This is a genomic window from Arthrobacter sp. 35/47, assembly GCF_000520475.1.
Taxonomy (GTDB): domain Bacteria; phylum Actinomycetota; class Actinomycetes; order Actinomycetales; family Micrococcaceae; genus Arthrobacter_D; species Arthrobacter_D subterraneus.
In genome coordinates this window covers 1-21,103 of record NZ_KI914605.1, presented here as the reverse complement: position 1 = coordinate 21,103, position 21,103 = coordinate 1, and the positions used below count along the sequence as shown (strand labels likewise).

General features: G+C 64.7%; 21 protein-coding genes and 1 tRNA gene. 10 read left to right on the top strand and 12 right to left on the bottom strand.

Annotated features, from left to right (window positions below; all coding sequences use genetic code 11):
• From X803_RS19570 to X803_RS0111790, 7 genes are all read right to left on the bottom strand, one after another.
• The coding region (locus X803_RS19570; RefSeq protein WP_035778798.1) for a helicase HerA-like domain-containing protein at positions 1–1,578 on the bottom strand (1,578 nt) is incomplete at its 3' end.
• A 21-nt stretch (positions 1,579–1,599) separates the two neighbouring features.
• Positions 1,600–2,904, bottom strand: coding sequence for an ABC transporter ATP-binding protein (gene ugpC, locus X803_RS0111815; protein WP_026545298.1), 1,305 nt, complete (start codon positions 2,902–2,904; stop codon positions 1,600–1,602).
• 25 nt (positions 2,905–2,929) lie between these two features.
• On the bottom strand, positions 2,930–3,775 hold the full coding sequence (locus X803_RS0111810) for a carbohydrate ABC transporter permease (protein WP_026545297.1): 846 nt from the start codon (positions 3,773–3,775) through the stop codon (positions 2,930–2,932).
• The gene (locus X803_RS0111805) at positions 3,772–4,704 is read right to left on the bottom strand and encodes a carbohydrate ABC transporter permease (protein WP_051470719.1); all 933 of its coding nucleotides are present in this window, start codon (positions 4,702–4,704) and stop codon (positions 3,772–3,774) included. The genes X803_RS0111810 and X803_RS0111805 overlap by 4 nt, the downstream gene beginning before the upstream one ends.
• 29 nt (positions 4,705–4,733) lie before the next feature.
• The gene (locus X803_RS0111800) at positions 4,734–5,999 is read right to left on the bottom strand and encodes an extracellular solute-binding protein (protein ID WP_026545295.1); all 1,266 of its coding nucleotides are present in this window, start codon (positions 5,997–5,999) and stop codon (positions 4,734–4,736) included.
• Between the two features lie 281 nt (positions 6,000–6,280).
• Positions 6,281–6,709, bottom strand: coding sequence for an aspartate 1-decarboxylase (panD, locus tag X803_RS0111795; RefSeq protein ID WP_026545294.1), 429 nt, complete (start codon positions 6,707–6,709; stop codon positions 6,281–6,283).
• Between the two features lie 71 nt (positions 6,710–6,780).
• Positions 6,781–7,641 (bottom strand): LysR substrate-binding domain-containing protein, encoded by an 861-nt coding sequence (locus tag X803_RS0111790; RefSeq protein WP_026545293.1) that lies wholly within the window; start codon positions 7,639–7,641, stop codon positions 6,781–6,783.
• A gap of 142 nt (positions 7,642–7,783) precedes the next feature.
• Here X803_RS0111790 and X803_RS0111785 point away from each other — a divergent pair, with 142 nt between their 5' ends.
• Together X803_RS0111785 and X803_RS0111780 are read left to right on the top strand one after the other, a co-directional pair.
• The gene (locus tag X803_RS0111785) at positions 7,784–9,136 is read left to right on the top strand and encodes an MFS transporter (protein ID WP_026545292.1); all 1,353 of its coding nucleotides are present in this window, start codon (positions 7,784–7,786) and stop codon (positions 9,134–9,136) included.
• A gap of 83 nt (positions 9,137–9,219) precedes the next feature.
• Complete coding sequence (locus tag X803_RS0111780; RefSeq protein ID WP_026545291.1) at positions 9,220–9,558, top strand: YnfA family protein; 339 nt, start codon at positions 9,220–9,222, stop codon at positions 9,556–9,558.
• Between the two features lie 32 nt (positions 9,559–9,590).
• On the opposite strand, the gene X803_RS0111775 is transcribed toward X803_RS0111780, so the two are convergent.
• The 3 genes from X803_RS0111775 to X803_RS0111765 all read right to left on the bottom strand — a co-directional run bounded on the left by X803_RS0111775 (position 9,591) and on the right by X803_RS0111765 (position 11,140).
• Positions 9,591–9,664: transfer RNA gene (locus tag X803_RS0111775), tRNA-Gly, on the bottom strand.
• 100 nt (positions 9,665–9,764) lie between these two features.
• The gene (locus X803_RS0111770) at positions 9,765–10,085 is read right to left on the bottom strand and encodes a protealysin inhibitor emfourin (RefSeq protein ID WP_035778794.1); all 321 of its coding nucleotides are present in this window, start codon (positions 10,083–10,085) and stop codon (positions 9,765–9,767) included.
• On the bottom strand, positions 10,082–11,140 hold the full coding sequence (locus X803_RS0111765; RefSeq protein ID WP_026545289.1) for a M4 family metallopeptidase: 1,059 nt from the start codon (positions 11,138–11,140) through the stop codon (positions 10,082–10,084). The genes X803_RS0111770 and X803_RS0111765 overlap by 4 nt, the downstream gene beginning before the upstream one ends.
• 78 nt (positions 11,141–11,218) lie before the next feature.
• Here X803_RS0111765 and kynA point away from each other — a divergent pair, with 78 nt between their 5' ends.
• Together kynA and dcd are read left to right on the top strand one after the other, a co-directional pair.
• A complete protein-coding gene (kynA, locus tag X803_RS0111760; protein ID WP_026545288.1) occupies positions 11,219–12,073 on the top strand; it encodes a tryptophan 2,3-dioxygenase in 855 nt (284 codons plus the stop codon).
• A 47-nt stretch (positions 12,074–12,120) separates the two neighbouring features.
• Complete coding sequence (dcd, locus tag X803_RS0111755) at positions 12,121–12,735, top strand: dCTP deaminase (protein WP_026545287.1); 615 nt, start codon at positions 12,121–12,123, stop codon at positions 12,733–12,735.
• 27 nt (positions 12,736–12,762) lie between these two features.
• Here dcd and X803_RS19565 read toward each other — a convergent pair whose 3' ends face one another.
• Entirely contained in the window at positions 12,763–14,112 is a 1,350-nt protein-coding gene (locus X803_RS19565; RefSeq protein WP_253907457.1) for an MFS transporter, read from the bottom strand.
• A gap of 177 nt (positions 14,113–14,289) precedes the next feature.
• Here X803_RS19565 and X803_RS0111745 point away from each other — a divergent pair, with 177 nt between their 5' ends.
• From X803_RS0111745 to mnhG, 6 genes are read left to right on the top strand one after another with little or no spacing between them, the layout of a single operon-like run.
• Entirely contained in the window at positions 14,290–17,295 is a 3,006-nt protein-coding gene (locus X803_RS0111745) for a Na+/H+ antiporter subunit A (protein ID WP_026545286.1), read from the top strand.
• On the top strand, positions 17,292–17,783 hold the full coding sequence (locus tag X803_RS19560; protein WP_051470716.1) for a Na(+)/H(+) antiporter subunit C: 492 nt from the start codon (positions 17,292–17,294) through the stop codon (positions 17,781–17,783). Before X803_RS0111745 ends, X803_RS19560 begins: the two co-directional genes overlap by 4 nt.
• Entirely contained in the window at positions 17,780–19,408 is a 1,629-nt protein-coding gene (locus tag X803_RS0111735) for a Na+/H+ antiporter subunit D (protein WP_026545285.1), read from the top strand. Before X803_RS19560 ends, X803_RS0111735 begins: the two co-directional genes overlap by 4 nt.
• On the top strand, positions 19,408–19,977 hold the full coding sequence (locus tag X803_RS0111730; protein WP_026545284.1) for a Na+/H+ antiporter subunit E: 570 nt from the start codon (positions 19,408–19,410) through the stop codon (positions 19,975–19,977). Before X803_RS0111735 ends, X803_RS0111730 begins: the two co-directional genes overlap by 1 nt.
• The gene (locus X803_RS0111725) at positions 19,974–20,231 is read left to right on the top strand and encodes an MrpF/PhaF family protein (protein ID WP_026545283.1); all 258 of its coding nucleotides are present in this window, start codon (positions 19,974–19,976) and stop codon (positions 20,229–20,231) included. Before X803_RS0111730 ends, X803_RS0111725 begins: the two co-directional genes overlap by 4 nt.
• A gap of 7 nt (positions 20,232–20,238) precedes the next feature.
• Positions 20,239–20,622, top strand: coding sequence for a monovalent cation/H(+) antiporter subunit G (mnhG, locus tag X803_RS0111720; protein ID WP_035778792.1), 384 nt, complete (start codon positions 20,239–20,241; stop codon positions 20,620–20,622).
• Between the two features lie 178 nt (positions 20,623–20,800).
• Here the strand turns inward: mnhG and X803_RS19555 are convergent.
• Positions 20,801–21,103: HNH endonuclease signature motif containing protein (locus tag X803_RS19555; RefSeq protein WP_035778789.1), on the bottom strand; the 303-nt coding region annotated here is incomplete at its 5' end.

Below are 21,103 nucleotides of genomic sequence, written 5' to 3'. Positions count from 1 at the left end.
CGGGTTTGTCCCGGAGTCAGGCGCGGGCTGCTCCCTGCGTGCACTGGGCGGACGGTTGCTGGGCCGGCCGAGGATTTCCTCCTCGATACGGCGTGCATCGGCGTCGATCTCGGCCTGGGTGGGAAGCCGCCCTGCAGCGGGAGGTTCGTCCGCAGTGGATGGGGGAGCCGCCGTCGTCGTTGTTGGAGTTTCTGCTTCCGCCTGTCCGGAGAGTTTCTCGAAGGCGGAGTGGCTGTCGATGGGGGTTCCGTAGTCCGCGAGGAGTGGAGAACTCTTCACGATGTCCTCGACGACGCCGGCAGGAGACGGTCCCATGGTGGACTGCGGGGAGAACATGCGGGTCCAGGCGACGGGAGTGGGGGCGCCATTCTCGTTCATGACGGTGACGACGGCCTCGCCGATGCCGGCCGTGGTGAGGACCTCCTCGAGGTCGTAGGGGCTGATGGGGAAGGTGGAGACGGTCGACTTCAGCGCTTTGGCATCATCCGGGGTGAAGGCGCGCAATGCGTGCTGGACGCGGTTCGCGAGCTGGCCGAGGACCTCCGCGGGAACGTCGCGGGGTGTCTGGGTGACAAAGAAGATGCCCACGCCCTTGGAACGGATCAGCCGGACAGTGGTCTGGATGGACTGCAGGAACGCCTTCGATGCGCCGTTGAACAGCAGGTGTGCCTCGTCGAGGAAGAACACGAGTTTCGGTTTGTCGAGGTCACCGACCTCGGGCAGGTCTGCGAAAAGATCGGCGACCAGCCACATGAGGAAGGTCGAAAACAGCTGTGGCTTCTGCTGGAGCGTGGGAAGTTCGAGGCAGTTGATGATGCCGCGGCCGTCAGCACCGGTACGCAGCAGATCCCCGGTGTCGAATTCGGGTTCGCCGAAGAACCGGTCCATGCCCTGCGCCTCGAGGGTGATGAGCTCGCGGAGAATCACGCCGGCGGTTGCTTTCGACAGGCCGCCGAGCTGTTCGAGCGCGTCCTTGCCCTCATCGGAGACCAGGAAGGTGATCACAGCCCGGAGGTCTGCGAGGTTGAACAGTTCCAGGCCGGCCTTGTCCGCGTAGTGGAACACCAGTTGCAGGCTGGACTCCTGGGTCTCGTTGAGATCCAGCACCCGGGCCAGGAGCAGCGGACCGAAATCGGAGATGGTCGCCCGGATGGGTACCCCCACGCCGTCGCCGCCGAGCGAGAAGTACTCCACCGGGAAGCTCGCCGCAGACCAGGACTGGCCTACGGACTGTGTGCGTTTGAGGAGCTTCTCTGCGCCCGCTCCGGGCGTGGACAGTCCGGTGAGGTCACCCTTGATGTCGGCAAGGAACACAGGCACCCCGCCGATGCTCAGTTGCTCGGCGAGGACCTGGAGCGTGATGGTCTTCCCGGTTCCGGTTGCCCCCGAGACGAGGCCATGACGGTTCATCATGGCCAGCGGCAGGCGCACGGCAGCCTCGGGATGGACGGTGCCGCCCACCACCGCGGCTCCCAGCTGGATGGAAGGTTCCTCGAAGGTGTACCCGGCCGTGATCAGGGAAATGTGATCGGCCGATGTTGTCTCAGCGTCTGCTGCGTCTTTGCTCGCCATAGCCATCAGCGTACAACCCGGTCACCGTCAGCTTGCTGCCGCGTGGCTACCTCCTGAGCCGGCCGAGCCGGTACCCGATTCCATGTCGCGGTCGGCCGCATGTGCGCTGGCGATTTCCTCGGCACGTTCCTGGCTGGCCTCAGCGGTGAGCGCAGCGCCGGCTTCGGCATCACGGGTGAGGTTCTCGCCTGTCTCGGGATCGAAGAGGTGCAGCTTGCGGGTATCCAGCCAGATCTCCGATTCGCGGCCACCGCGGATGCGGCTGGCGGCATCAAGGGTCACCACAACCTGCGGCCGCAACTCGTCAGCGTCCATGTCCCGGGCAAGGTTGTCGAGCAGTTCGCGGACCTCCGGGGCAGGATCGAAGTTGATGTACCCGTACTGTTCGTTCCCCAGCCACTCCGTGTGGGTCAGCGTTGCCTTGAACGTTGAGCCGTGGGGCTTCTTGGCGTCATCGACGAGCTTGGCATCTTCGAAGAATTCCGGGCGGACACCGACCAGCACGATCTTCCGGCCTTCCGCCTTCGCCGCCTTCTCAGCGGGTACGTCCAGCGCCCCAAGGGAGGTCTGGAGCTTCCCGTTCTCGATTGTGGCCGGAAGGAAGTTCATCGACGGGCTCCCGATGAATCCGGCAACAAACAGGTTGACCGGCTGTTCATACAACTCCCGCGGCGAGGCGATCTGCTGCAGCTCACCCTTCTTCAGGACTGCCACGCGGTCGCCGAGCGTCATGGCCTCGGTCTGGTCATGGGTCACGTACACCGACGTGGTTCCCAGCCGCCGCTGCATCTGGGAGATCTCCGATCGCATCTGCCCGCGCAGCTTCGCATCGAGGTTGGACAGCGGCTCGTCGAACAGGAAGGCATCCGCCTGACGCACGATCGCCCGGCCCATCGCCACGCGCTGCCGCTGGCCGCCGGAGAGGTTGGCAGGCTTGCGCTGCAGGTGGTCGGTCAGTTCCAGAGTGGCGGCCGCCCCGTTGACGAGACGCTGCACTTCCTCCTCGCTGTGCCTGCCCTTCGCCAGACGCAGCGGGAAGGCGATGTTCTCGAAGACCGTCAGATGCGGGTACAACGCATAGTTCTGGAAGACCATTGCGAGGTTTCTCTCGCGCGGCGCCTTGGAGTTCACCCGCTCGTCATTGATGTAGAGATCACCGGACGTGATGTCCTCGAGCCCCACGATCATGCGCAGCAGGGTGGACTTGCCGCAGCCCGACGGGCCCACCAGGATGATGAACTCGCCGTCCTCGATGTCGATGCTGATGTCATTGACGGCGGGAAACCCATCCCCGTACTTCTTGACGAGATTCTTCAGCGTGATAGAAGCCATGTTCTGGATCCTCTTCCTTCGGTTCTCAACCCTTGACTGCGCCCTGGGTCAGGCCTGAAACGATCTGCCGCTGGAACAGCAATACCAGCAGCACAACCGGAATGGTGACAATGATGGCCGCCGCCGAGATGGCGCCGGTGGGAGACTCGAACTGCGAAGCCCCGGTGAAGAACGCCAACGCTGCAGGCACCGGGCGGGCTGCTTCTGTGGACGTCAGTGATATCCCATAGACGAAGTCGTTCCACGCGATGAAAAAGGCAATGATCGCGGTGGTGAATACCCCCGGTGCGGCAAGCGGAACGATCGCCTTGCGGAAGGCTTGCCAGGTGGTGGCGCCGTCGACCTGCGCCGCCTGCTCAAGTTCCCATGGAATCTGGCGGAAGAACGCTGCCAGGGTCCAGATCGAGATGGGGAGCGTCAGGGACAGGTACGGGATGATGAGCCCCAGCCAGGTGTCGTACAGTCCGATGTTTCGCCAGAGGTTGAACAGCGGGGTGACGATCGAGATGACCGGAAAGATCGACACGGCAAGCGCCGTCGTCAGAATGACCTTCTTGCCGGGGAAGTCCAATCGCGCAATCGCGTAGGCACACAGCGTTGCGAGCACAACGGCGATGAACGTCGCGATCAGCGAGATGCCGATGGAGTTCCGCAGCGCCGACAGGAACAGTTCCTGCGCATCGCCGACCAGGATCTGCTCATAGTTGCTGAGCGTGGCCAGGCCGGGGGAGGGGAGGAACTTGCCGTTGGTCAAATCTCCGGGTGACTTGAACGAGGTGGCGAGGATGGATGCCACAGGGAATAGCGCATAGATCAGAACTGCAATGGAAATGAGCGTCCACACGAGTTTTTCGCGTCCGGATGACTTCATCGCTTTCCTCCTGTCGAGCCGGCGAGATCAACCTTGAAGATCTTGATCGCAATGAAGCTGATCAGGAGAACGCAGGCGAAGAGCAGAACCGACACCGCTGAACCCAGCCCGATCTCCAGCCTGCTGATGGATGTTCGGTACGCGAGCAGTGAGAGCACTTCCGTGCCGTACTGCCCGTTGGTCATGATGAACACGTTGTCGAAGATGCGGAAAGCATCGAGTGCCCGGAACAGGACAGCAACCATGATGGCTGCCTTCATGTTCGGGATGATGACCTTGCGCATCTGTTCCCACCAGGTGGCGCCGTCGACCTTTGCGGCTTCCGTCAGCTCGTCCGGTACCTGCGCCAGACCGGCGAGGAGAAGGAGCGAAATGAAAGGCGTGGTCTTCCAGATCTCCGAAGCCATGATGACGGGCAGCGCCGTGCTCGCCTGCGCAAACCAGTTCAGGTCCTGATCAATGCCCGGTACCCAGTTGAACCAGGAGTTGACGTAGCCGGAGCTGATGTCGAACGCATAGAACCAGGCGTAGGCGGAAACCACGGTGATGATCCCGTAGGGCACCAGGATGGCTGTGCGGAGCCAACCCCGGACTGCCTTGAGTGCCCGGTGCATCACCAGGGCAAGCGCAAAACCGAGGACAAGCTCGACGGCGACCGTCACCACGGTGATCAGGAGGGTGACGAGCAGGTCCCGCCACCAGACCGGGTCGCTCAGAATGGTCACGTAATTCTGGAAGAAGATGAACTGCCGCTCATCCGGTGCGGTCAGGCGGAACGCGTAGAGGGAGTCGAAGAAGGCCTGGATGATCGGATAGAGGGTGACCGCCAGCATGATGATGAATGCAGGCCCCGCGAGAATCCAGCCCAGGCGCCGCTCCGCTTTGGCCCTGTCGCTGTAATCGTTGTTCCGGCGGCCGTTGGTCTTCATGGCCTCCGGGTTCTTGGTGATCGCACTGGTCACAACAGCCTCTCCCCTCTCAGCACAGCGGTGATGAACTCCGCGGATTCTTCCGGCGTGGTTTCCGGCTCCACTCCCTCTGGTGGGGTCCAGGTCTGCTGCAAGCCGCTCGAGATCTCGTTATAGAAGGGGGTCTGCGGGCGGGGTGCTGCGTTCTCCAGTGATTCACGGATCGTTTCCGCCATCGGGAACTGCTCCTCGATGCGCGGATCCTCGTAAGCCTCGGAATTGGATGGCGGATTGCCGTTGGTCAGGAAGTACTCGGTCTGGTTTTCCGGCTGGACGATGCACTCGACAGCCTGGTACGCGAGTTCGGGGTTATCGCTGCTCGCCCCGACACCGAGGTTGATTCCCCCGAGCGGCGCCGCCGCCTCCTGGTCCTCGCTGACCCGTGGGTAGAGCGCCCAGCCGATGTCATCGAGCAGCGCCTGATCCAGGCTGCCGCCTTCGACGGCGCCCTGCGTGGCCGGCCAGACAAACGGATAGTTCACCATGAAGGAGCCGGTATCACCCTGGAACTCCGTCAGCGAGGTGCCTTCCGTGGACGTTGCCAGGCCCGGGCCGCCGAGCCCTTCGTCGCCGATGGTGCCGATGATCCGGGCGGCCTCCCGGCCGGCCTCACTGTCCAGTCCCAGCTCGATTTCGTCAGCCGGGGCCTCCGGATTCTCCAGGATGGTGCCCCCGGCCGATTCGATCAACGAATTGATCCACACGGTCATGGACTCGGCCTGCGAACCCTGGACACCAAGTTCAACGTCCTGTTCCGCGGCCACTTCCATCAGCTGGTCCCAGGTCACGGGCTGTGACATGTCGAGTCCGGCTTCCTCAGCCACTGATTCCCGGTACCAGAGAATCTGGGTGTTCGCCCAGAACGGTACGGTGACCAGTCGGTCCTCGTACATGGCTCCCGCCAATGCGCCTTCCAGGGTGTTCTCGGTGGTGCTATCGGCAATGTCCTCGGGAACCGGGGCGAGGAAGGTTGCCAGCTCGGGGACAAACGGAGGATCGATGCTCATGATGTCGAGCGAAGAGTCATTGGCCGCGAGCCGCCGCGCAAGCTGCTCGCGCTGCGCCGCTGCGTCATTGGGGAGGAGTGATGTTTCGATCCGGTATTCCCCGTCTGCCTCCTCGGTACAGCGCTGCGCGATGTCAGCCTGGCCGCCGGCGTCGGGGTTGATGTACCAGGTGAGAGTCGGTGGACCGGAATCCGCCGGTCCGCATCCGGTGAGTAGGAGGGAAGTGAGGCCCAGCGAGGTGACTGCCACTGCGACACGGCGTTCCCGTACCCGCTCTCGCTGCTGAATAATCCTGCGATTTCCCGGCATACGTACCTCGCCTCCACATCGAGTTTGGACTGCTTCCAGCCCTCCGGTTGTTCCAACCGGAGAATACGAAGCACCCTTTGTGTTCTCGACACTAAGCCCTGGGCGGCGATTCCGCTAGGAGGCGCAGTTCGCGCGGTGCGCCGGTGCCCGGGTACGGCAATGGCCCCGCAGAAACTGCGGGGCCATTCGAAGGTTTGCCGGGTGGGTTTGCCGGGAGCGTGCTAGAGAAGCGCTGCGTTGTTCAGTGCGAACGGCGGACGCTGCAGGCCCTCCGTCAAGCCTTCAGCTGGGTCATTGCCCAACTCGATGATCTTGTTGGCGGAATCGACGTGCACGATGGTGGGCACATAGGAGCGCGCCTCTTCGGTGGTCATTGCCGCATAGGTGATGAGAATGACGGTGTCGCCCTGGTGAACCAGGTGCGCTGCGGGACCGTTGATGCCGAGGACACCCGAACCGCGCTCGCCGGCGATGGTGTAGGTCTCCAGACGGGCACCGTTGGTGACGTCCACGATGGAGACCATTTCGCCGGGAAGGATGTCCGCGGCGTCCAGCAGGTCCAGGTCGACCGTCACCGAACCCACGTAGTGGAGGTCCGCGTGGGTCACCGTGGCGCGGTGGATCTTGGACTTGAACATTGTGCGATTCATCGCGTCAAGTCTACGCTGGCTGCCGCCGGTGTGCGATGTGGGGTTGGGCACGCCGCCGGCACCCGGCCGGCTCAGGAGTCAGCCGATTTCCGCAGCGCCCGGCCGAGGATGGCGCTGCTCAGTGTCTCCACCAGTTCCTGGTTTGCCAGCGGGTTGCTCTGTAGGGTGAAATCCACATCCCCGAGCGGCGGCAGGTCAAACCGGTTGGTTACCTGCACCAGGTCGTCCGGAATGAGGGACTGCGGAAAGACCGCCAGACCGATGCCCGCGCGCGCGGCCGCCAGCACGCCGTTGATCTCACGGGTGTTGCACGTGATCCGCCAGGTTCGGCCGGCCTTCTCGAGCGCCTCGATGGCCATCTGCCGGCTGAGGCTGGGCGCCTGGTAGGCGATCAGCGGGACGGGTGCGCCGTCGTCGAGCGTTGTTTTGCCGTGGCCGGCCCACACCAGGCGGTCACGCTGCACCAGGGTGCCCTCACCGGTTCCAGCCATGTACTTGATGAGGATGAGGTCCAGTTGGCCGGCGCGCAGGCGCCGCAGCAGCGGAGGGCTCTGCGACACGGTCAGCTCCAGGTTGATCTGCGGATACAGCTGTCGGAAATGGCGGAGGATGCGGGGGAGCTGGGTGATCGCAAGATCATCCGCGACACCGAAACGGAGCCGCCCGCGCATCGCCGAGCCCGAGAAATAGGCGAGCGCCTGTTCCTGCGCCGCGAGGATGGTGCGCGCGAACCCCGCCATCGCGTCGCCGTTGTCGGTCAGGCGCACCTCCCGGGTATCCCGGGCAATCAGCATCCTGCCGGCCGCCTTCTCCAGCTTCCGGACGTGCTGGCTGACTGTGGGCTGGCTCAGGCCCAGCCGCGCGGCGGCCCCGGTAAAACTGTGCGTTTCCGCGACCGCGAGAAAGGACTTCAGCTGGAGCGAATCAAACACGGACGGCCCTTCCCTCATGTTTATTACGTTCTGCAATAGTACTTATAAGCCTGATCACTGTTCCTAATGTGACCGGCGCTGGTTAGCGTTGAATGGTCCCACTCCTTCCAGCCGTCACCCGAACTAGCTCAGGAACACTCTCTTGGCACCCCCACCACCCTCCGCGCCCGCCGGAGACCCGACTCTGACCGCTCCGATCGCCGTGATTCACCAGCGCCCCGCCTGGCGGGACACGTTCATCTCCCTGCGCATCCCCAACTTCCGCCTCTTCGCCATATCCCACCTGATTGCCGTCGTCGCGCTCTGGATGCAGCGCATCGCGCAGGACTGGATGGTGCTCGAACTGTCCGGGTCGGTGACCGCGGTCGGGATTACGGTGGCACTGCAGTTTGCGCCGATGCTGATCCTTGGACCGTGGGGAGGGGTGGTTGCCGACCGCTGTTCCAAGCGCGTGCTCCTCATCATTTCGCAGAGCGTTGCCGCCCTGATGGCTGCAACCATGGCCGTGCTGTCACTGACCGGGGCCATCGAGGTATGGCACGTCTACCTCATTGCCCTCGTGCTGGGCCTGGTCACAGTGGTGGATGCGCCGGCACGGCAGGTCTTCGTCAATGACCTCGTGGGCGCCACCTACCTGCGCAACGCCATCAGCCTCAACTCCTCGATCTTCCAGCTCGGAGCCATGGTGGGTCCGGCCGTCAGCGGTTTGCTGATTGTCGCTGTCGGGAGCGGCTGGGCGTTCGCCATCAATGCGCTCGCCTGCACCTACACGGTGCTGACCCTGTGCCGGCTGCGTACGGACCAGCTCAACACCACCGCCCCCGCCGCTCGTTCAAAGGGACAGCTGCGCGAGGGTGCCCGGTATCTCGCCGGCAAGCCGGCGATTTTCTGGACCACCGTCTGCGCGGCGTTTGTCGCGGTGTTTGCGCTCAGCACTCCGGTGCTCCTGGCGGCCTTTGCCGACGACGTCTTCGAGTCCGGCGCGGGTGGCTATGGGCTGCTCAATACGGCGCTCGCGAGCGGGTCGCTGGTGGGAGCCCTCGCATCAACAAGGCGGACCCAGTTGCGATTGCGTGGGGTGCTCGGCGGGATGACCGCGTTCGGCGGGTTCATGGTGCTTGCCGCGTATGTTCCCAGCCAGCTCGCGTTCACCGCGCTGATGTTCTGTGCCGGTATCGGATGCCTGTGGTTTGTCACCGGAGCCAACCAGCTTGTCCAGGTTTCCACGAACCTTGCCATCCGCGGCCGCGTCATGAGCCTGTACATGATGGTGCTCATCGGCGGCCAGGCGCTGGGCGGTCCTATGGTCGGCTGGCTCGCGGAGAATATCGGCGCGCAGGCAACAATGGTGGTGGCGGGCGGGGTTCCGGTGCTGGCGGCGGGGTGCATCGCCGTCGTACTTGCCCGCCGGGGCCAGCTCACGGTGCGCTTCCGCTGGACACGTTCACCGCACGAACGACGCCGGCTGGTTGCGATCGTGCCGAAGGTTTCGTAGCCGGGCCGCCGGTCCGTTTCCGAAGGGAAGAGTGCGCTTCCGCAGGGAACAAGGTCCGCTTCCGCAGGGAAATAATGGGGACCATGAACGTGCTCCTTGTGGTTGTGCTCTTTGCCGTTGCAGCGTTGGCCGAAATCGGGGGTGCCTGGCTTGTCTGGCAGAGCATTCGGGAGGGCCGGCCATGGTGGTGGGCCGGATTGGGCGTCATGGCCCTCGGTGCCTACGGATTCGTGGCGACGCTCCAGCCGGAAGCGCACTTCGGCCGGATTCTCGCGGCCTATGGAGGCGTATTTGTTGCGGGTTCCCTCGCGTGGGGAGTGGTTCTGGACGGGTTCCGTCCGGACCGCTGGGACCTGGTGGGCAGTGCCGTCTGCCTGATCGGCGTCGCCGTGATCATGTTCGGCCCCCGGACGACGGGCTGAGCCATGATTCTTTCCTGGAGCGGATTCTTTTCTGGAGCGGGCGACGGGAATCGAACCCGCGTATCGAGCTTGGGAAGCTAGCGCTCTACCATTGAGCTACGCCCGCATGCGGCCTGAACCGCTCCATAAACACTACAACATCTACCGGGTGGCCTGATGACGTGACCTGATGACACAGGTGACGGCGCAGCCGCTGCGTGACGGACTCAGGTGTGGCCCCCTGGTTCCTCCGCCGGCTCGTCAGGCAGTTCTTCCGCCGGCTCCTCGGGCGGCGCGTTGCGGGCACGTTCGAGCAGCTCCTTCCAGGGGCCCTGCACGGCGCTCTCGGGGACCGTCGCATCGCGGTAGCCCACCACCACGATGTGGTAGATGAAGCGGTCCCGTTGGAGGGTCTCTGCGTTCTCCGCCTCGGCCTGCTCCAGGAGAGGCAGCCAGCGCTCCTCAGCCTCGGCGGGACTCACCTCGACGCTCCAGGTGCGCGACAACCCGGCGAAGCCGCCGGACCGCGAGACCTCGATGCGGGTCACAGCACACCCACCTCCCGCCAGGCGTACCCGACAGCCTCCACCTCCGGTGAACCTTCACCGAAGCGGGCCTTCGCCGCGTCCACTGTCACGTCCGCGAACCGGGAGAAGGTGCAGTCCTCGGGAACGTTTCCACCGGTCGCGGCGTCATACCAGATCTGGCCTGCCCGTTCCCAGGCGTAGCCGCCCAGCCGGGTTGCGGCGATATAGAACGCGTGATTCGGGATACCGGAATTGATGTGGACACCGCCGTTGTCAGACGTAGTTTCCACATAATCGGCCATGGTGGCGGGCTGCGGGTCCTTGCCCAGGACGTCGTCGTCGTAAGCGGTTCCGGGCGCCTTCAGCGAGCGCAGCGCGCGCCCCTGCACCTGATCGGTGAAGATGCCCTCCCCGACCAGCCAGCCGGCGGTATCAGCGGACTCGCCGCGCACCCGCTGCTCCACCAGTACTCCGAAGACATCCGAGACCGACTCATTGAGCGCTCCCGACTGTCCCTGGTACCGCAGGTTGGAGGTGTACTGGGTGAACCCGTGTGCGAGCTCGTGGCCGATGACGGTGAGCGAGGCGGTGAACCGGCCGAAGATCTCGCCGTCGCCGTCTCCGAAGACCATCCGGAAGCCGTCCCAGAAGGCGTTGTCATACCGCTGGCCATAGTGCACGGTGGCGTCCAGCGGCAGCCCGGCGTCGTCGATCGAGGACCTTCCGTACACCTCCTGAAAGAGCCCGTAGGTTGCACCGAGGCCGTCGTAGGCTTCATCTGCCGCTGCGTCGCCCACCGGCGGATCTCCCTCGCGGCGGACAGCCTCGCCCGGCAGGGTTTCCGTGCCGCGCGCGTCCGAAATAGTTCGGCGCAGGGCGAGCACGACGGCGGTACCGGCTCCGCGCGAAGGATCCCGCGGAGCGGCGGCCCTCGCACTGTGGATCGGGTCCAGCTGCACCAGCGCCCGACGTGCCGCGGCCGCAGCATTGTGGTGCCGGGGGTCTTCCAGGCCGGCAAGCCTGGACAACAGATAGGGCGGAACGATGCTGCAGCGGGTATGTACGGGTGCGTTCATGCGGCCTCCTTGGTTGGGTCCAACCTAGTTGCCGCCTCTGACAGTCTTCAATGTCCAGCGAAGAACTAGGCTGGGGCCATGAGTGTGGAGCGGAACACCCGGGATCTCGAGGCCGGCATTGAGAAGGACTTCTCGCAGAAGATGAGTTACGGCTCGTACCTGGCGCTGGATGCGCTGCTGAGCGCGCAGCATCCGGTCAGTCGGCCGGAGCACCATGACGAGATGCTGTTCATCATCCAGCACCAGACCTCCGAGCTCTGGCTGAAGCTCGTCCTGCATGAACTTGGCGCGGTCCGGACGCGACTGCGCAGCGATGACCTGCGGGCAGCGATGAAGGGCATCGCCCGGATCAAGCACATCCAGCGGTCCCTCACCGAACAGTGGTCCGTGCTGGCGACGCTGACGCCGTCGGAGTATGCGGAGTTCCGTGGTGCGCTCCAGGCGGCCAGCGGTTTCCAGTCCTACCAGTACCGCGCCGTCGAATTCCTGCTGGGCAACAAGAACGCGGCGATGCTGCAGGTTTTCGAAAGTGACCCTGAGGCCCGGGAGCTTCTGTCCCGGCTGCTGCACGAGACGAGCATCTATGACGAGTTCACCCGCTACCTGTCCCGGCGCGGCTACGCTATCCCGGCGGAGCTGCTCGAGCGGGACGTCACCCAGGCACACGAATTCAACCCCGCTCTGGTGCAGGTCTACAAGGAGGTTTACGAGGACTCCGCCGGGCACTGGGATGTCTACGAGGCGTGCGAGGAACTCGTGGACCTGGAGGACAACTTCCAGCTGTGGCGGTTCAGGCACCTGAAGACGGTGGAGCGCACCATCGGCTACAAGAGCGGAACCGGCGGCTCGAGCGGGGTCGGTTTCCTCCAGAAGGCGCTGGAGCTGACGTTCTTCCCCGAATTGTTCGCGGTGAGAACCGAGATCGGGCGCTGAGCTTCGCCGATGAATCTGCGGCAATCCTCGTACGGTATTTTTAGACGGTGCTGATCTCAGACCGCGACATCCGAACCGAAATTGCCGCCGAGCGCATTCTCCTCGACCCCTATGATCCCGCGATGGTCCAGCCGTCGAGCGTGGACGTCCGCATCGACCGGTTCTTCCGGCTCTTCGACAACCACAAGTACGCCCACATCGATCCGGCCGAGAACCAGCCGGACCTGACGCGCCTGGTCGAAGTGGCTCCGGATGAGCCGTTCATCCTGCACCCGGGGGAGTTTGTCCTCGGTTCCACCTATGAGATGGTCACCCTGCCCGACGACATCGCCGCACGGCTCGAGGGCAAATCCTCGCTGGGCCGCCTGGGGCTGCTCACCCACTCAACCGCCGGGTTCATCGACCCGGGCTTCTCCGGCCACGTCACCCTGGAGCTGTCCAATATGGCAACGTTGCCGATCAAGCTGTGGCCGGGCTCCAAGATCGGTCAGTTGTGCTTCTTCAAGCTCACCTCGCCGGCGGAGCACTCGTACGGATCCGGCCCGTACGGCAACCGTTACCAGGGCCAGAGGGGCCCGACGGCGTCACGCAGCCACCTGAATTTCCACCGCACTCCCATTACGGAGGGCTCAGCGGAACAGGAACCCGCTGCCGGCGCCTGACAGCAGAACTCAGGGCGCAGACACGGTTCAGGGCGCAGGCACGACGGCGGGAGTCACCTTTGCCGGCGGCTTCACCGGAAGCAGGACCAACAGTCCTGCAAGCAGCACCACCAGGATCCCGATGATCCCGAACCGCTGTTCCCCGAAGATGCCGATGAAGAGGGAGAACAGTGCCGGGGCCAGGAAGCTGACGGCGCGGCCCGTGGTTGCGTAGAGGCCGAACATCTCGCCCTCCTCACCGGCGGGGGACAGGCGTGCGAGGTACGCGCGTGACGAGGCCTGCGCCGGGCCCATAAACAGGGTGAGCAGAAGCCCGAAGACCCAGAACGTGGTGTCACCGCTCCACTGCACTCCGAAAAAGTCGTGATCCTCCGCACCGAGGATCAGAATTGCGGTGCCGGACCCCAGCAGGCCGATCAGCGCCACGATAATCACCAGCTTGGGGCCCACGCGGTCGTCGAAGAAGCCTCCGATCACTGCACCGACCGCTGCGATGACGTTGCCGACGATCGCGAAGAGGATCACCTCGCTGAGCGCGAAACCGAAGGTTCCCGCAGCGATGACACCGCCGAACGTGAACACCGCCGCAAGGCCGTCACGGAAGATGGCGCTCGCGAGGAGGAAGAAGATGGTGTGCGGGCTGGTCCGGTAGATCGCCTTGATGCGGCGGAAGAGCAGGCCGTAGGACGCAAGGAAGCCGAGCCTGTCGGCGTTCCGCTGGCGCGGGACCTCCGGCACGGCGAACATCACCGGTAGCGCGAACGCGAGGAACCAGAGTGCGGAGAACACGGCAACCAGCCGGATGTTGAGGGCGTCCTCGGTGCTGGAACCGAACCAGTCGAAGACCGGCTGAACAAAAGCAACCAGCACAATCACCAGGGCCGCAATGCCGCCCACATAGCCCATCGCCCAACCGAAACCGCTGACGCGGCCGATACTGGACGGCGTTGAGATCTGCGCAAGCATCGCGTTGTAGTTGACGCCGGCGAATTCGAAGAAGATGTTGGCCGCCGCGATCAGCGCCACGCCCAGGAGCAGCAGCTCCGGTCGCGGAAAGACAAAGAAACACAGCGCGGTCAGGACGGCTACTGCGAGGCTGTTTACTCCCAGCCAGAGCTTCCGGCGGCCGCCCACATCGGAGCGCTGGCCCGTCACGGGTGCCAGCAGGGCAATGAACAGGCCCGCGACCGCCAGACCGGCTCCAAGCACCCCGGAGGCATAGGCCTCGCCGCCGAACGCGTCCGAGGTCAGGTAGACGGTGAACACGAACGTGGTCATGACGGCATTGAACGCGGCGGAGCCCCAGTCCCAGGAAGCCCACGCGAGTACGGGTCTGGACAGTAGACGGCCGGTGGGTTGGCGGGGTTCCGTGCTCATACGCTGCATGCTATCTGCTGGGGGAGTTCAACCGCCTGAGCCCCGCTTTTATTCCGGGTGCCGGCCGCTTGAGCGGAGGGCTGAACGGGGCCGGAGTATAAGCATGCCTCGGGTAGAATAGAAAAACGCCCTTGACCGTCAGCTGACCGTCTCTACAGGAGAGATCAGGAGATCATCGTGCTACTCGTGCTCATCGCCCTCTTCGCGGTGGCCGGGATAGCGCCCCTGATCTTCCGGCTCATGGGACGGTCGGCGTTCTACGTCCTTTCCGCCGTTCCGGCGGCAGGTTTCATCTGGCTCCTGATGACCTTCGGCGCCTACACCGGCACCGGGCAGGGTCTCGGCAGCGGCCAGCCCAACGCACCGCCGTCCGTCGTCGTTCCCTGGATCCCCCAGCTCCAGCTCGAGCTGGCGTTCCGGATGGACGCCCTATCGGCCGTTCTCAGCATCCTGGTCCTCGGCGTCGGGTCCCTCGTGCTGTTCTACTGCGCCCGCTACTTCAAACAGGACGACGCGGACGTCGGGCCGTTCGGCGCGCACCTGCTGGCGTTCGCCGGCGCCATGTTCGGGCTCGTGATTGCCGACGACCTCATCCTCCTGTTCATCTTCTGGGAACTCACCACGGTGCTGTCCTATCTGCTCATCGGGTACTCACGGCACCGGCTGTCCGCCAGGCGGGCTGCGTTGCAGGCCCTCATTGTGACAACGCTCGGCGGCCTGGCCATGCTCGTTGGCCTGATCCTCCTGGGACAGTCGGCGGGAACCTACCGGATGTCGGACATCCTCGCCCGGGCGGACGCGCTCACCGGCCCGATGGTTGAGACAGCCCTCGTGCTCATCCTGGTGGGCGCGCTCTCCAAGTCAGCCCTGGTTCCGTTCCACTTCTGGCTTCCGAGCGCCATGGCGGCGCCCACGCCGGTGAGCGCGTATCTCCATGCCGCGGCCATGGTGAAGGCGGGCATCTACCTGGTCGCCAGATTTGCTCCGGGCTTCTCCGAACATGCCGTGTGGGCGCCGATTGTGCTCGCTTTCGGGCTGGTGACGATGATCTTCGGGGGCTGGCAGGCCCTGCGGCAACACGACCTGAAGCTCCTGCTGGCGTATGGGACGGTGAGCCAGCTCGGGTTCCTGACCATGGTGGTTGGTCTCGGCGGCCGGGAGGCAGCGCTCGCCGGACTCGGTCTCCTGCTGGCGCACGGTTTCTTCAAGGCAACGCTGTTCCTGGTGGTCGGCATCATCGACCACCAGGCCGGCACCCGCGACATCCGTAAGCTGTGCGGTATCGGCCGCTCGGCGCCCCTGCTCGCCTCGGTCGCTGTCCTCGCCGCCGCATCCATGGCCGGCCTGCCGCCGCTGCTGGGTTTCGTGGCGAAGGAGTCCGTGCTTGAAGCGTTCGTCCATCACGCAGAAGGCGGTCCGTCCGGCGCGGTGGTCCTGGCAGGGATGGTCCTCGGCTCGATGCTGACCTTCGCCTACAGCGCCCGTTTCATCTGGGGCGGGTTTGCACGCAAGTCAGCAATGCCCACACCGTTCAAGCGGGTGGAGCCCTCCTTCCTGTTTGCTCCGGCGCTGCTTGCCGCTGCCTCCGTGGTCTTCGGCCTGCTGCCGGCGCCGCTGGACGCAGCTGTCCAGCCGTACGTGAGCCTGTTCCCGCCGGTCGAGGAGACACCCCACCTGCTGCTGTGGCACGGCGTCACGCCCGCGCTGTTCCTCTCCCTGGCCACCATCGGCGGCGGCCTCGTCCTGTTCCTGCTGCGCGAGCGGTTCGAACGGCTGCAGACGAGGATGGCGACAAACATCGACGCCGAACAGAACTACAAGTTCGTGATCGGCGTCCTCGATGATGTCGCCGTGTGGCTGACCGGCCGGACCCAGCGTGGCTCCCTGGCGTTCTACCTGTTCGTGATCCTGACGATGGCGATCCTCACCCCGCTCTCCGCGCTGATCCTCTTCAATGCGCCGGTGCCGCAGGAGTGGTATCTGGCGGACTCACCCGCCCAGCTGATTGCCGGCGTCGTCGTCATTCTGGGCGCGCTGGCCGCACTGCGCGCCAACAAGCGGTTCATGGCCGTCATCATGGTGGGGCTCACCGGTTACGGCATCGCGCTCATCTTCGCGCTGCAGGGCGCCCCGGACCTGGCGTTGACGCAGCTTCTGGTCGAGACCATTGTGCTGGTTGCCTTTGTGCTGGCGCTCAGATCGCTGCCCGCGCGCCTGTGGCAGCGTGAAACCGGCCGGAAGTACCGGGTGCTTCGGGGAGTGCTGGGAATCTCCTTCGGCCTGGTGATGGCCGCCATTGCCATGTCGGCGATGGCCTCCCGGGTGGCGGAGCCGATCTCGCGGAGCTTCCCCTCGCTGGCGTACGACGACGGCGGCGGTGCCAACATTGTCAACGTCACCCTGGTGGACATCAGGGCGTGGGACACTTTCGGTGAGATCAGCGTGCTCGCCATCGCAGCCACGGGTGTTGCGAGCCTCATCTTCATCCGGGGCCGTGGCGACGGCCGGGTGCGTGCGGACGGGGTCAAGAGCGGAACTGTAGGCCGGAACAAAGAACCGATCGATGCCTACGGACGGGAAGCCGCGGCCCTCGAGCTGGCGAAGAAGTTCGCGAGCTCCGCCAACGATGCCTGGCTTGTCGCCGGACGGACGCTCGCTCCGGAACGGCGCTCCATCATCTTCGAGGTGGTCACGCGGCTGCTGTTCCACTCGATCATTGTTTTTTCGGTCTACCTGCTGATCGCCGGGCACAACCTGCCCGGCGGAGGTTTTGCCGGCGGTCTGATGGCGGGGCTGGCGCTGACCATCCGCTACCTTGCGGGCGGGCGTTTCGAGCTGGCTGAGGCAACCCCCGTCAGTGCAGGGCTGCTGTTGGGCGGAGGCCTGGCTACCGCCGCGCTCACCGCGATTGTGCCGGTGTTCCTCGGCGGCCAGGTGTTCCAGAGCGCAATCCTCGAGTTCACCTGGCCCGTCTTCGGAGACATCAAGTTCGTCACCTCCACCATCTTCGACATCGGGGTCTACCTGGTGGTGGTGGGGCTGGTCCTTGACGTGCTGCGCAGCCTCGGCTCGGAAATCGATGAGCGCAGCGAGGGTCAGACCGCAACCATCGACGCCGGAACGCCTGAACCGGCGGCGGAACAAGAAGAGTCCAGGGGTCCAAAGGAAGAGGTGGTTCCGTGAGCGTCAACATCACGCTGCTGGTAATCATGGCCGCCCTCTTTGCCGCCGGGATCTACCTTCTGCTGGAGCGAAGCCTGACCCGGGTCCTGCTCGGCCTGATCCTCGTCGCGAACGGCGCGAACATGCTGCTGCTCGCCGGCGGCGGGCCGGCGGGGAAAGCGCCCCTGTATTCGGCCGACATCCCTGCCGAGGAGTACAGCGATCCCCTGCCGCAGGCGCTGATCCTCACCTCGATTGTCATCTCCTTCGCGGTCACGGCGTTCATGCTCGGCATCATCTACCGGTCATGGGTCCTCGGCCGCCAGGATGAGGTCCAGGACGACATCGAGGACCGGCGGGTGGCGTCGCAGAGCAGCTTCGATGCTGAGGATGACGCAGAGATTCCCGTCGAGACCACCGAATTCACTCCGGTTGAAGAGGCGGAGGAAGCACCCGGCGCGCAGCGCGGACCCAGCACCCGGACCACTACACGGAGGGAGAAGCGATGAATGTAGCCAACCTGGCGCCGCTGGCCGTCGTGCTGCCGATCCTCGGCGCGGCCATGGCCTTCCTCCTCATCCGCCACTCCCGGTCACAGCGCGCGGTGAGCATCGGTACGTTAAGCGTCACGCTGCTGATTGAGGCGTTCCTTCTCGTGGATGCAGGCGCCAGGGGAACCACGGCGGTCTTCATCGGGGGATGGGCGGCGCCCTTCGGCATCACGATGGTCGTGGACCAGTTCTCCGCGCTGATGCTGGTGGTGTCTTCCGCGGTGAGCCTGGCGGTCCTGATCTACGCCACCGGCCAGGGCATGACCGACGGCGATGAAGACGGCCCGATCTCGATCTTCCACCCCACCTACCTGATTCTGGTGGCCGGTGTTTCCAACGCCTTCCTGGCCGGTGACCTCTTCAACCTGTACGTCGGATTCGAAATCCTGCTCACCTCCAGCTACGTATTGATGACCCTCGGCGGCACCACGCCGCGCATCCGTGCCGGGGTGACCTACGTCGTCGTCAGCGTGGTGTCATCGATGCTGTTCCTGATCAGCATCGGCATGATTTACGCCGCCACGGGAACCATCAACATGGCCGACCTGGCCCTGAAACTGGCCGACATCGACCCCGCCACGCAAATGATCCTGCATCTGATGCTGCTGGTGGCCTTTGGTATCAAGGCGGCAGTCTTCCCCCTGTCGTTCTGGCTGCCCGACTCCTACCCGACAGCGCCGGCGCCGGTCACTGCGGTGTTCGCAGGCCTGCTGACGAAGGTCGGCGTGTACGCGATGGTCCGCACTGAAACGCTGCTGTTCCCTGGCGACCGGATCAATACGCTTCTCATGGTGGTCGCGATGCTCACCATGATTGTGGGGATTCTCGGCGCGCTCGCCCAGTCGGACATCAAACGTATGCTCTCCTTCACGCTCGTCAGCCACATCGGCTACATGGTGTTCGGGCTTGCCATCTCCACCGTCATCGGTCTCGGAGCTGCGGTCTACTACGTGGCGCACCACATCATTGTGCAGACCAGCCTGTTCCTCGTGACGGGCCTCATCGAACGCCGCGGCGGAACTGCCAACATGGACCGGCTCGGCGGGCTCGCGAAAATCTCCCCCTTCCTGGCACTGCTGTTCTTTGTACCCGGCATGAACCTCGCAGGCATACCGCCGTTCTCCGGGTTCCTCGGGAAGCTTGGCCTGCTGCAGGCAGGCGTGGAACTTGGTACGCCTCTGGCCTTTGTGCTGGTGGGAGCAAGCGTGACAACCAGCCTCCTGACCCTGCTGGTGATTGCGCGGGTATGGAACCGCGCGTTCTGGCGCAGGCCCGAGGACGCTACGCACCCGGACCCGATCCTGATGTCCACCTCACACGACGGGTCCGCCGCCACCACCTCGGGGAAGGTCACTGGCCACAGCACCGGGAAGTTTGCGGGCAGGAACGCCGTGGACCTGCTCCCGCGCACCATGGTGGGAGCCACGGCCGGGCTGGTCCTGCTCGGCGTCAGCCTGACCGTCATGGGTGGACCCCTGTTCGCGCTGAGCGACCAGGCGGCGCAGCAGATGCTGGAGCGGACGCCCTATATTGACGCGGTCCTCGGTGAGGGAGCCACCGAAGCGGCAGGAGCAACACCATGATGTCCAGGCAACGCATCCCGCTCCTCGTTGAACTTCCGCTGCTGGTCTGGCTTGTGCTGGTGTGGGGAGCCCTCTGGCAGGATTTCAGCCCGGGCAACCTGCTATTCGGCGCGCTGATCGCGTTCGCCGTCGCCAACCTGCTCTACCTCCCGCCGGTTGAACTGGGCGGGCGGTTCAACCTGCTGTACGCCGTCGGGTTTGCCGGCAGGTTCCTCTACCAGTTGGTTCTCGCCAGCGTCCAGGTCTTCTGGCTGGCGCTCACCCGCGGCCCCCACCTGAAGAACGCGGTGGTTGCGGTGCGGCTGCGCAGTCCCTCGGACCTGCTGGTGACGGCCACCGGGCACGCGCTCTCGCTGATCCCCGGGTCCCTCGTGGTGGAGGTGGACCGATCCACCTCCACCCTGTACCTGCACTGCCTGAACGTCGTTACCAGCGAGGACGCGGAGAACGTCCGCCGGAATGTGCGGCGGACCGAGGAATGGCTGATCCGGGCAATGGGGTCACGCGAGGATCTCGCACGGTTGGGCATGCCTGCTCCGCATCACCTCGACGGAAGGGGACACCAGTGAGCATCCTGCTCGGAATTGTGGCCGTCATCCTCGGATTCTCGGCGCTCTGCGCCATCTACCGGGTGGCGCGCGGACCGTCGATCCTTGACCGGGTACTGGCTGTCGATGTGCTGCTCGCCATTGTGGGCGGCGCACTGGCGGCGGAGATGGTGTTTAACGGTCACACCAACAGCCTGGTGATCCTGGTGGCGACCTCGGTCATCGGGTTTATCGCATCCGTGACGGTGGCCCGGTTCGTCACCGAGAGGAAGTGAACCGCTGATGGACGCTGCCCTGGATCTTCTCGCCGGTGTGCTCCTCCTCGGCGGGGCCCTCATGTCGCTGGCCGCAGCAGTCGGCCTGTTGCGTTTTCCTGACCTGTTGAGCCGTATGCACGCGGCGACCAAGCCGCAGGTGCTCGGCCTGCTGCTGTTCCTGCTGGCAATTGCGGTACAGCAGCGCACCTGGGCTGCGATCCCTGTGCTGGTGCTCTGCTGGGTCTTCCAGCTGCTGACGGCTCCGGTTTCCGCGCACATGGTGGGACGCGCAGGTTACCGGACCAAGCACCTGCGCAAGGACCTGCTCAGCATGGACGAGTTGGACGAAGTCGTGGAACACGCGGCCAACCGCCGCCGTAAAGAGGCTGACCGGGCGTCCAACGAGTAAGTCGGGCCGCGCCTCGGACGAGTGAGCCTGACGCGCGTTGAACGATTGAGCCTGACGCGCCTCGGACGAGTGAGCCTGACGCGCGTTGAACGAGTAATCTTGACCGCGCGTCCAACCAGCGAGCCCGACATGACTTTCATGTCGGCTGGTAGGCAACAATTGCCCAGGCGTCTTCCGGTCATGGTGGCGCGGTGCTGGGTCCGGTGTGTGCGAGTTGGTGGTGGACGGCTTCTTCCACTTGCCGGTACCGGTTGCGTTTGGGGTTCCGGTGGGGGTCGATGTATTTCGGTGGCCGGAACCATGGGATTCCCTGAACTGATTCGACCGACCAGTTGCCCTCGTGGATCAGGTGGTGATGCCGGGAGCAGAGCAGCACGCCGTGGCTGATGCTGGTGGTTCCGCCCGTTGCCCACGGGACGATGTGGTGGGCTTCGCACCAGGTGGCGGGCACCGTGCAGTCCGGGAAGGCGCAGCCCTTGTC

Excerpts from the sequence above, each read along its gene's own strand:
- ugpC (WP_026545298.1), bottom strand. The coding sequence starts at position 2,904 with ATGGCTTCTATCACGCTGAAGAATCTCGTCAAGAAGTACGGGGATGGG.
- X803_RS0111810 (WP_026545297.1), bottom strand. The coding sequence starts at position 3,775 with ATGAAGTCATCCGGACGCGAAAAACTCGTGTGGACGCTCATTTCCATT.
- X803_RS0111805 (WP_051470719.1), bottom strand. The coding sequence starts at position 4,704 with ATGAAGACCAACGGCCGCCGGAACAACGATTACAGCGACAGGGCCAAA.
- panD (WP_026545294.1), bottom strand. The coding sequence starts at position 6,709 with ATGAATCGCACAATGTTCAAGTCCAAGATCCACCGCGCCACGGTGACC.
- X803_RS0111780 (WP_026545291.1), top strand. The coding sequence starts at position 9,220 with ATGAACGTGCTCCTTGTGGTTGTGCTCTTTGCCGTTGCAGCGTTGGCC.
- X803_RS0111765 (WP_026545289.1), bottom strand. The coding sequence starts at position 11,140 with ATGAACGCACCCGTACATACCCGCTGCAGCATCGTTCCGCCCTATCTG.
- kynA (WP_026545288.1), top strand. The coding sequence starts at position 11,219 with ATGAGTGTGGAGCGGAACACCCGGGATCTCGAGGCCGGCATTGAGAAG.
- X803_RS19565 (WP_253907457.1), bottom strand. The coding sequence starts at position 14,112 with ATGAGCACGGAACCCCGCCAACCCACCGGCCGTCTACTGTCCAGACCC.
- X803_RS0111735 (WP_026545285.1), top strand. The coding sequence starts at position 17,780 with ATGAATGTAGCCAACCTGGCGCCGCTGGCCGTCGTGCTGCCGATCCTC.
- X803_RS0111730 (WP_026545284.1), top strand. The coding sequence starts at position 19,408 with ATGTCCAGGCAACGCATCCCGCTCCTCGTTGAACTTCCGCTGCTGGTC.
- mnhG (WP_035778792.1), top strand. The coding sequence starts at position 20,239 with ATGGACGCTGCCCTGGATCTTCTCGCCGGTGTGCTCCTCCTCGGCGGG.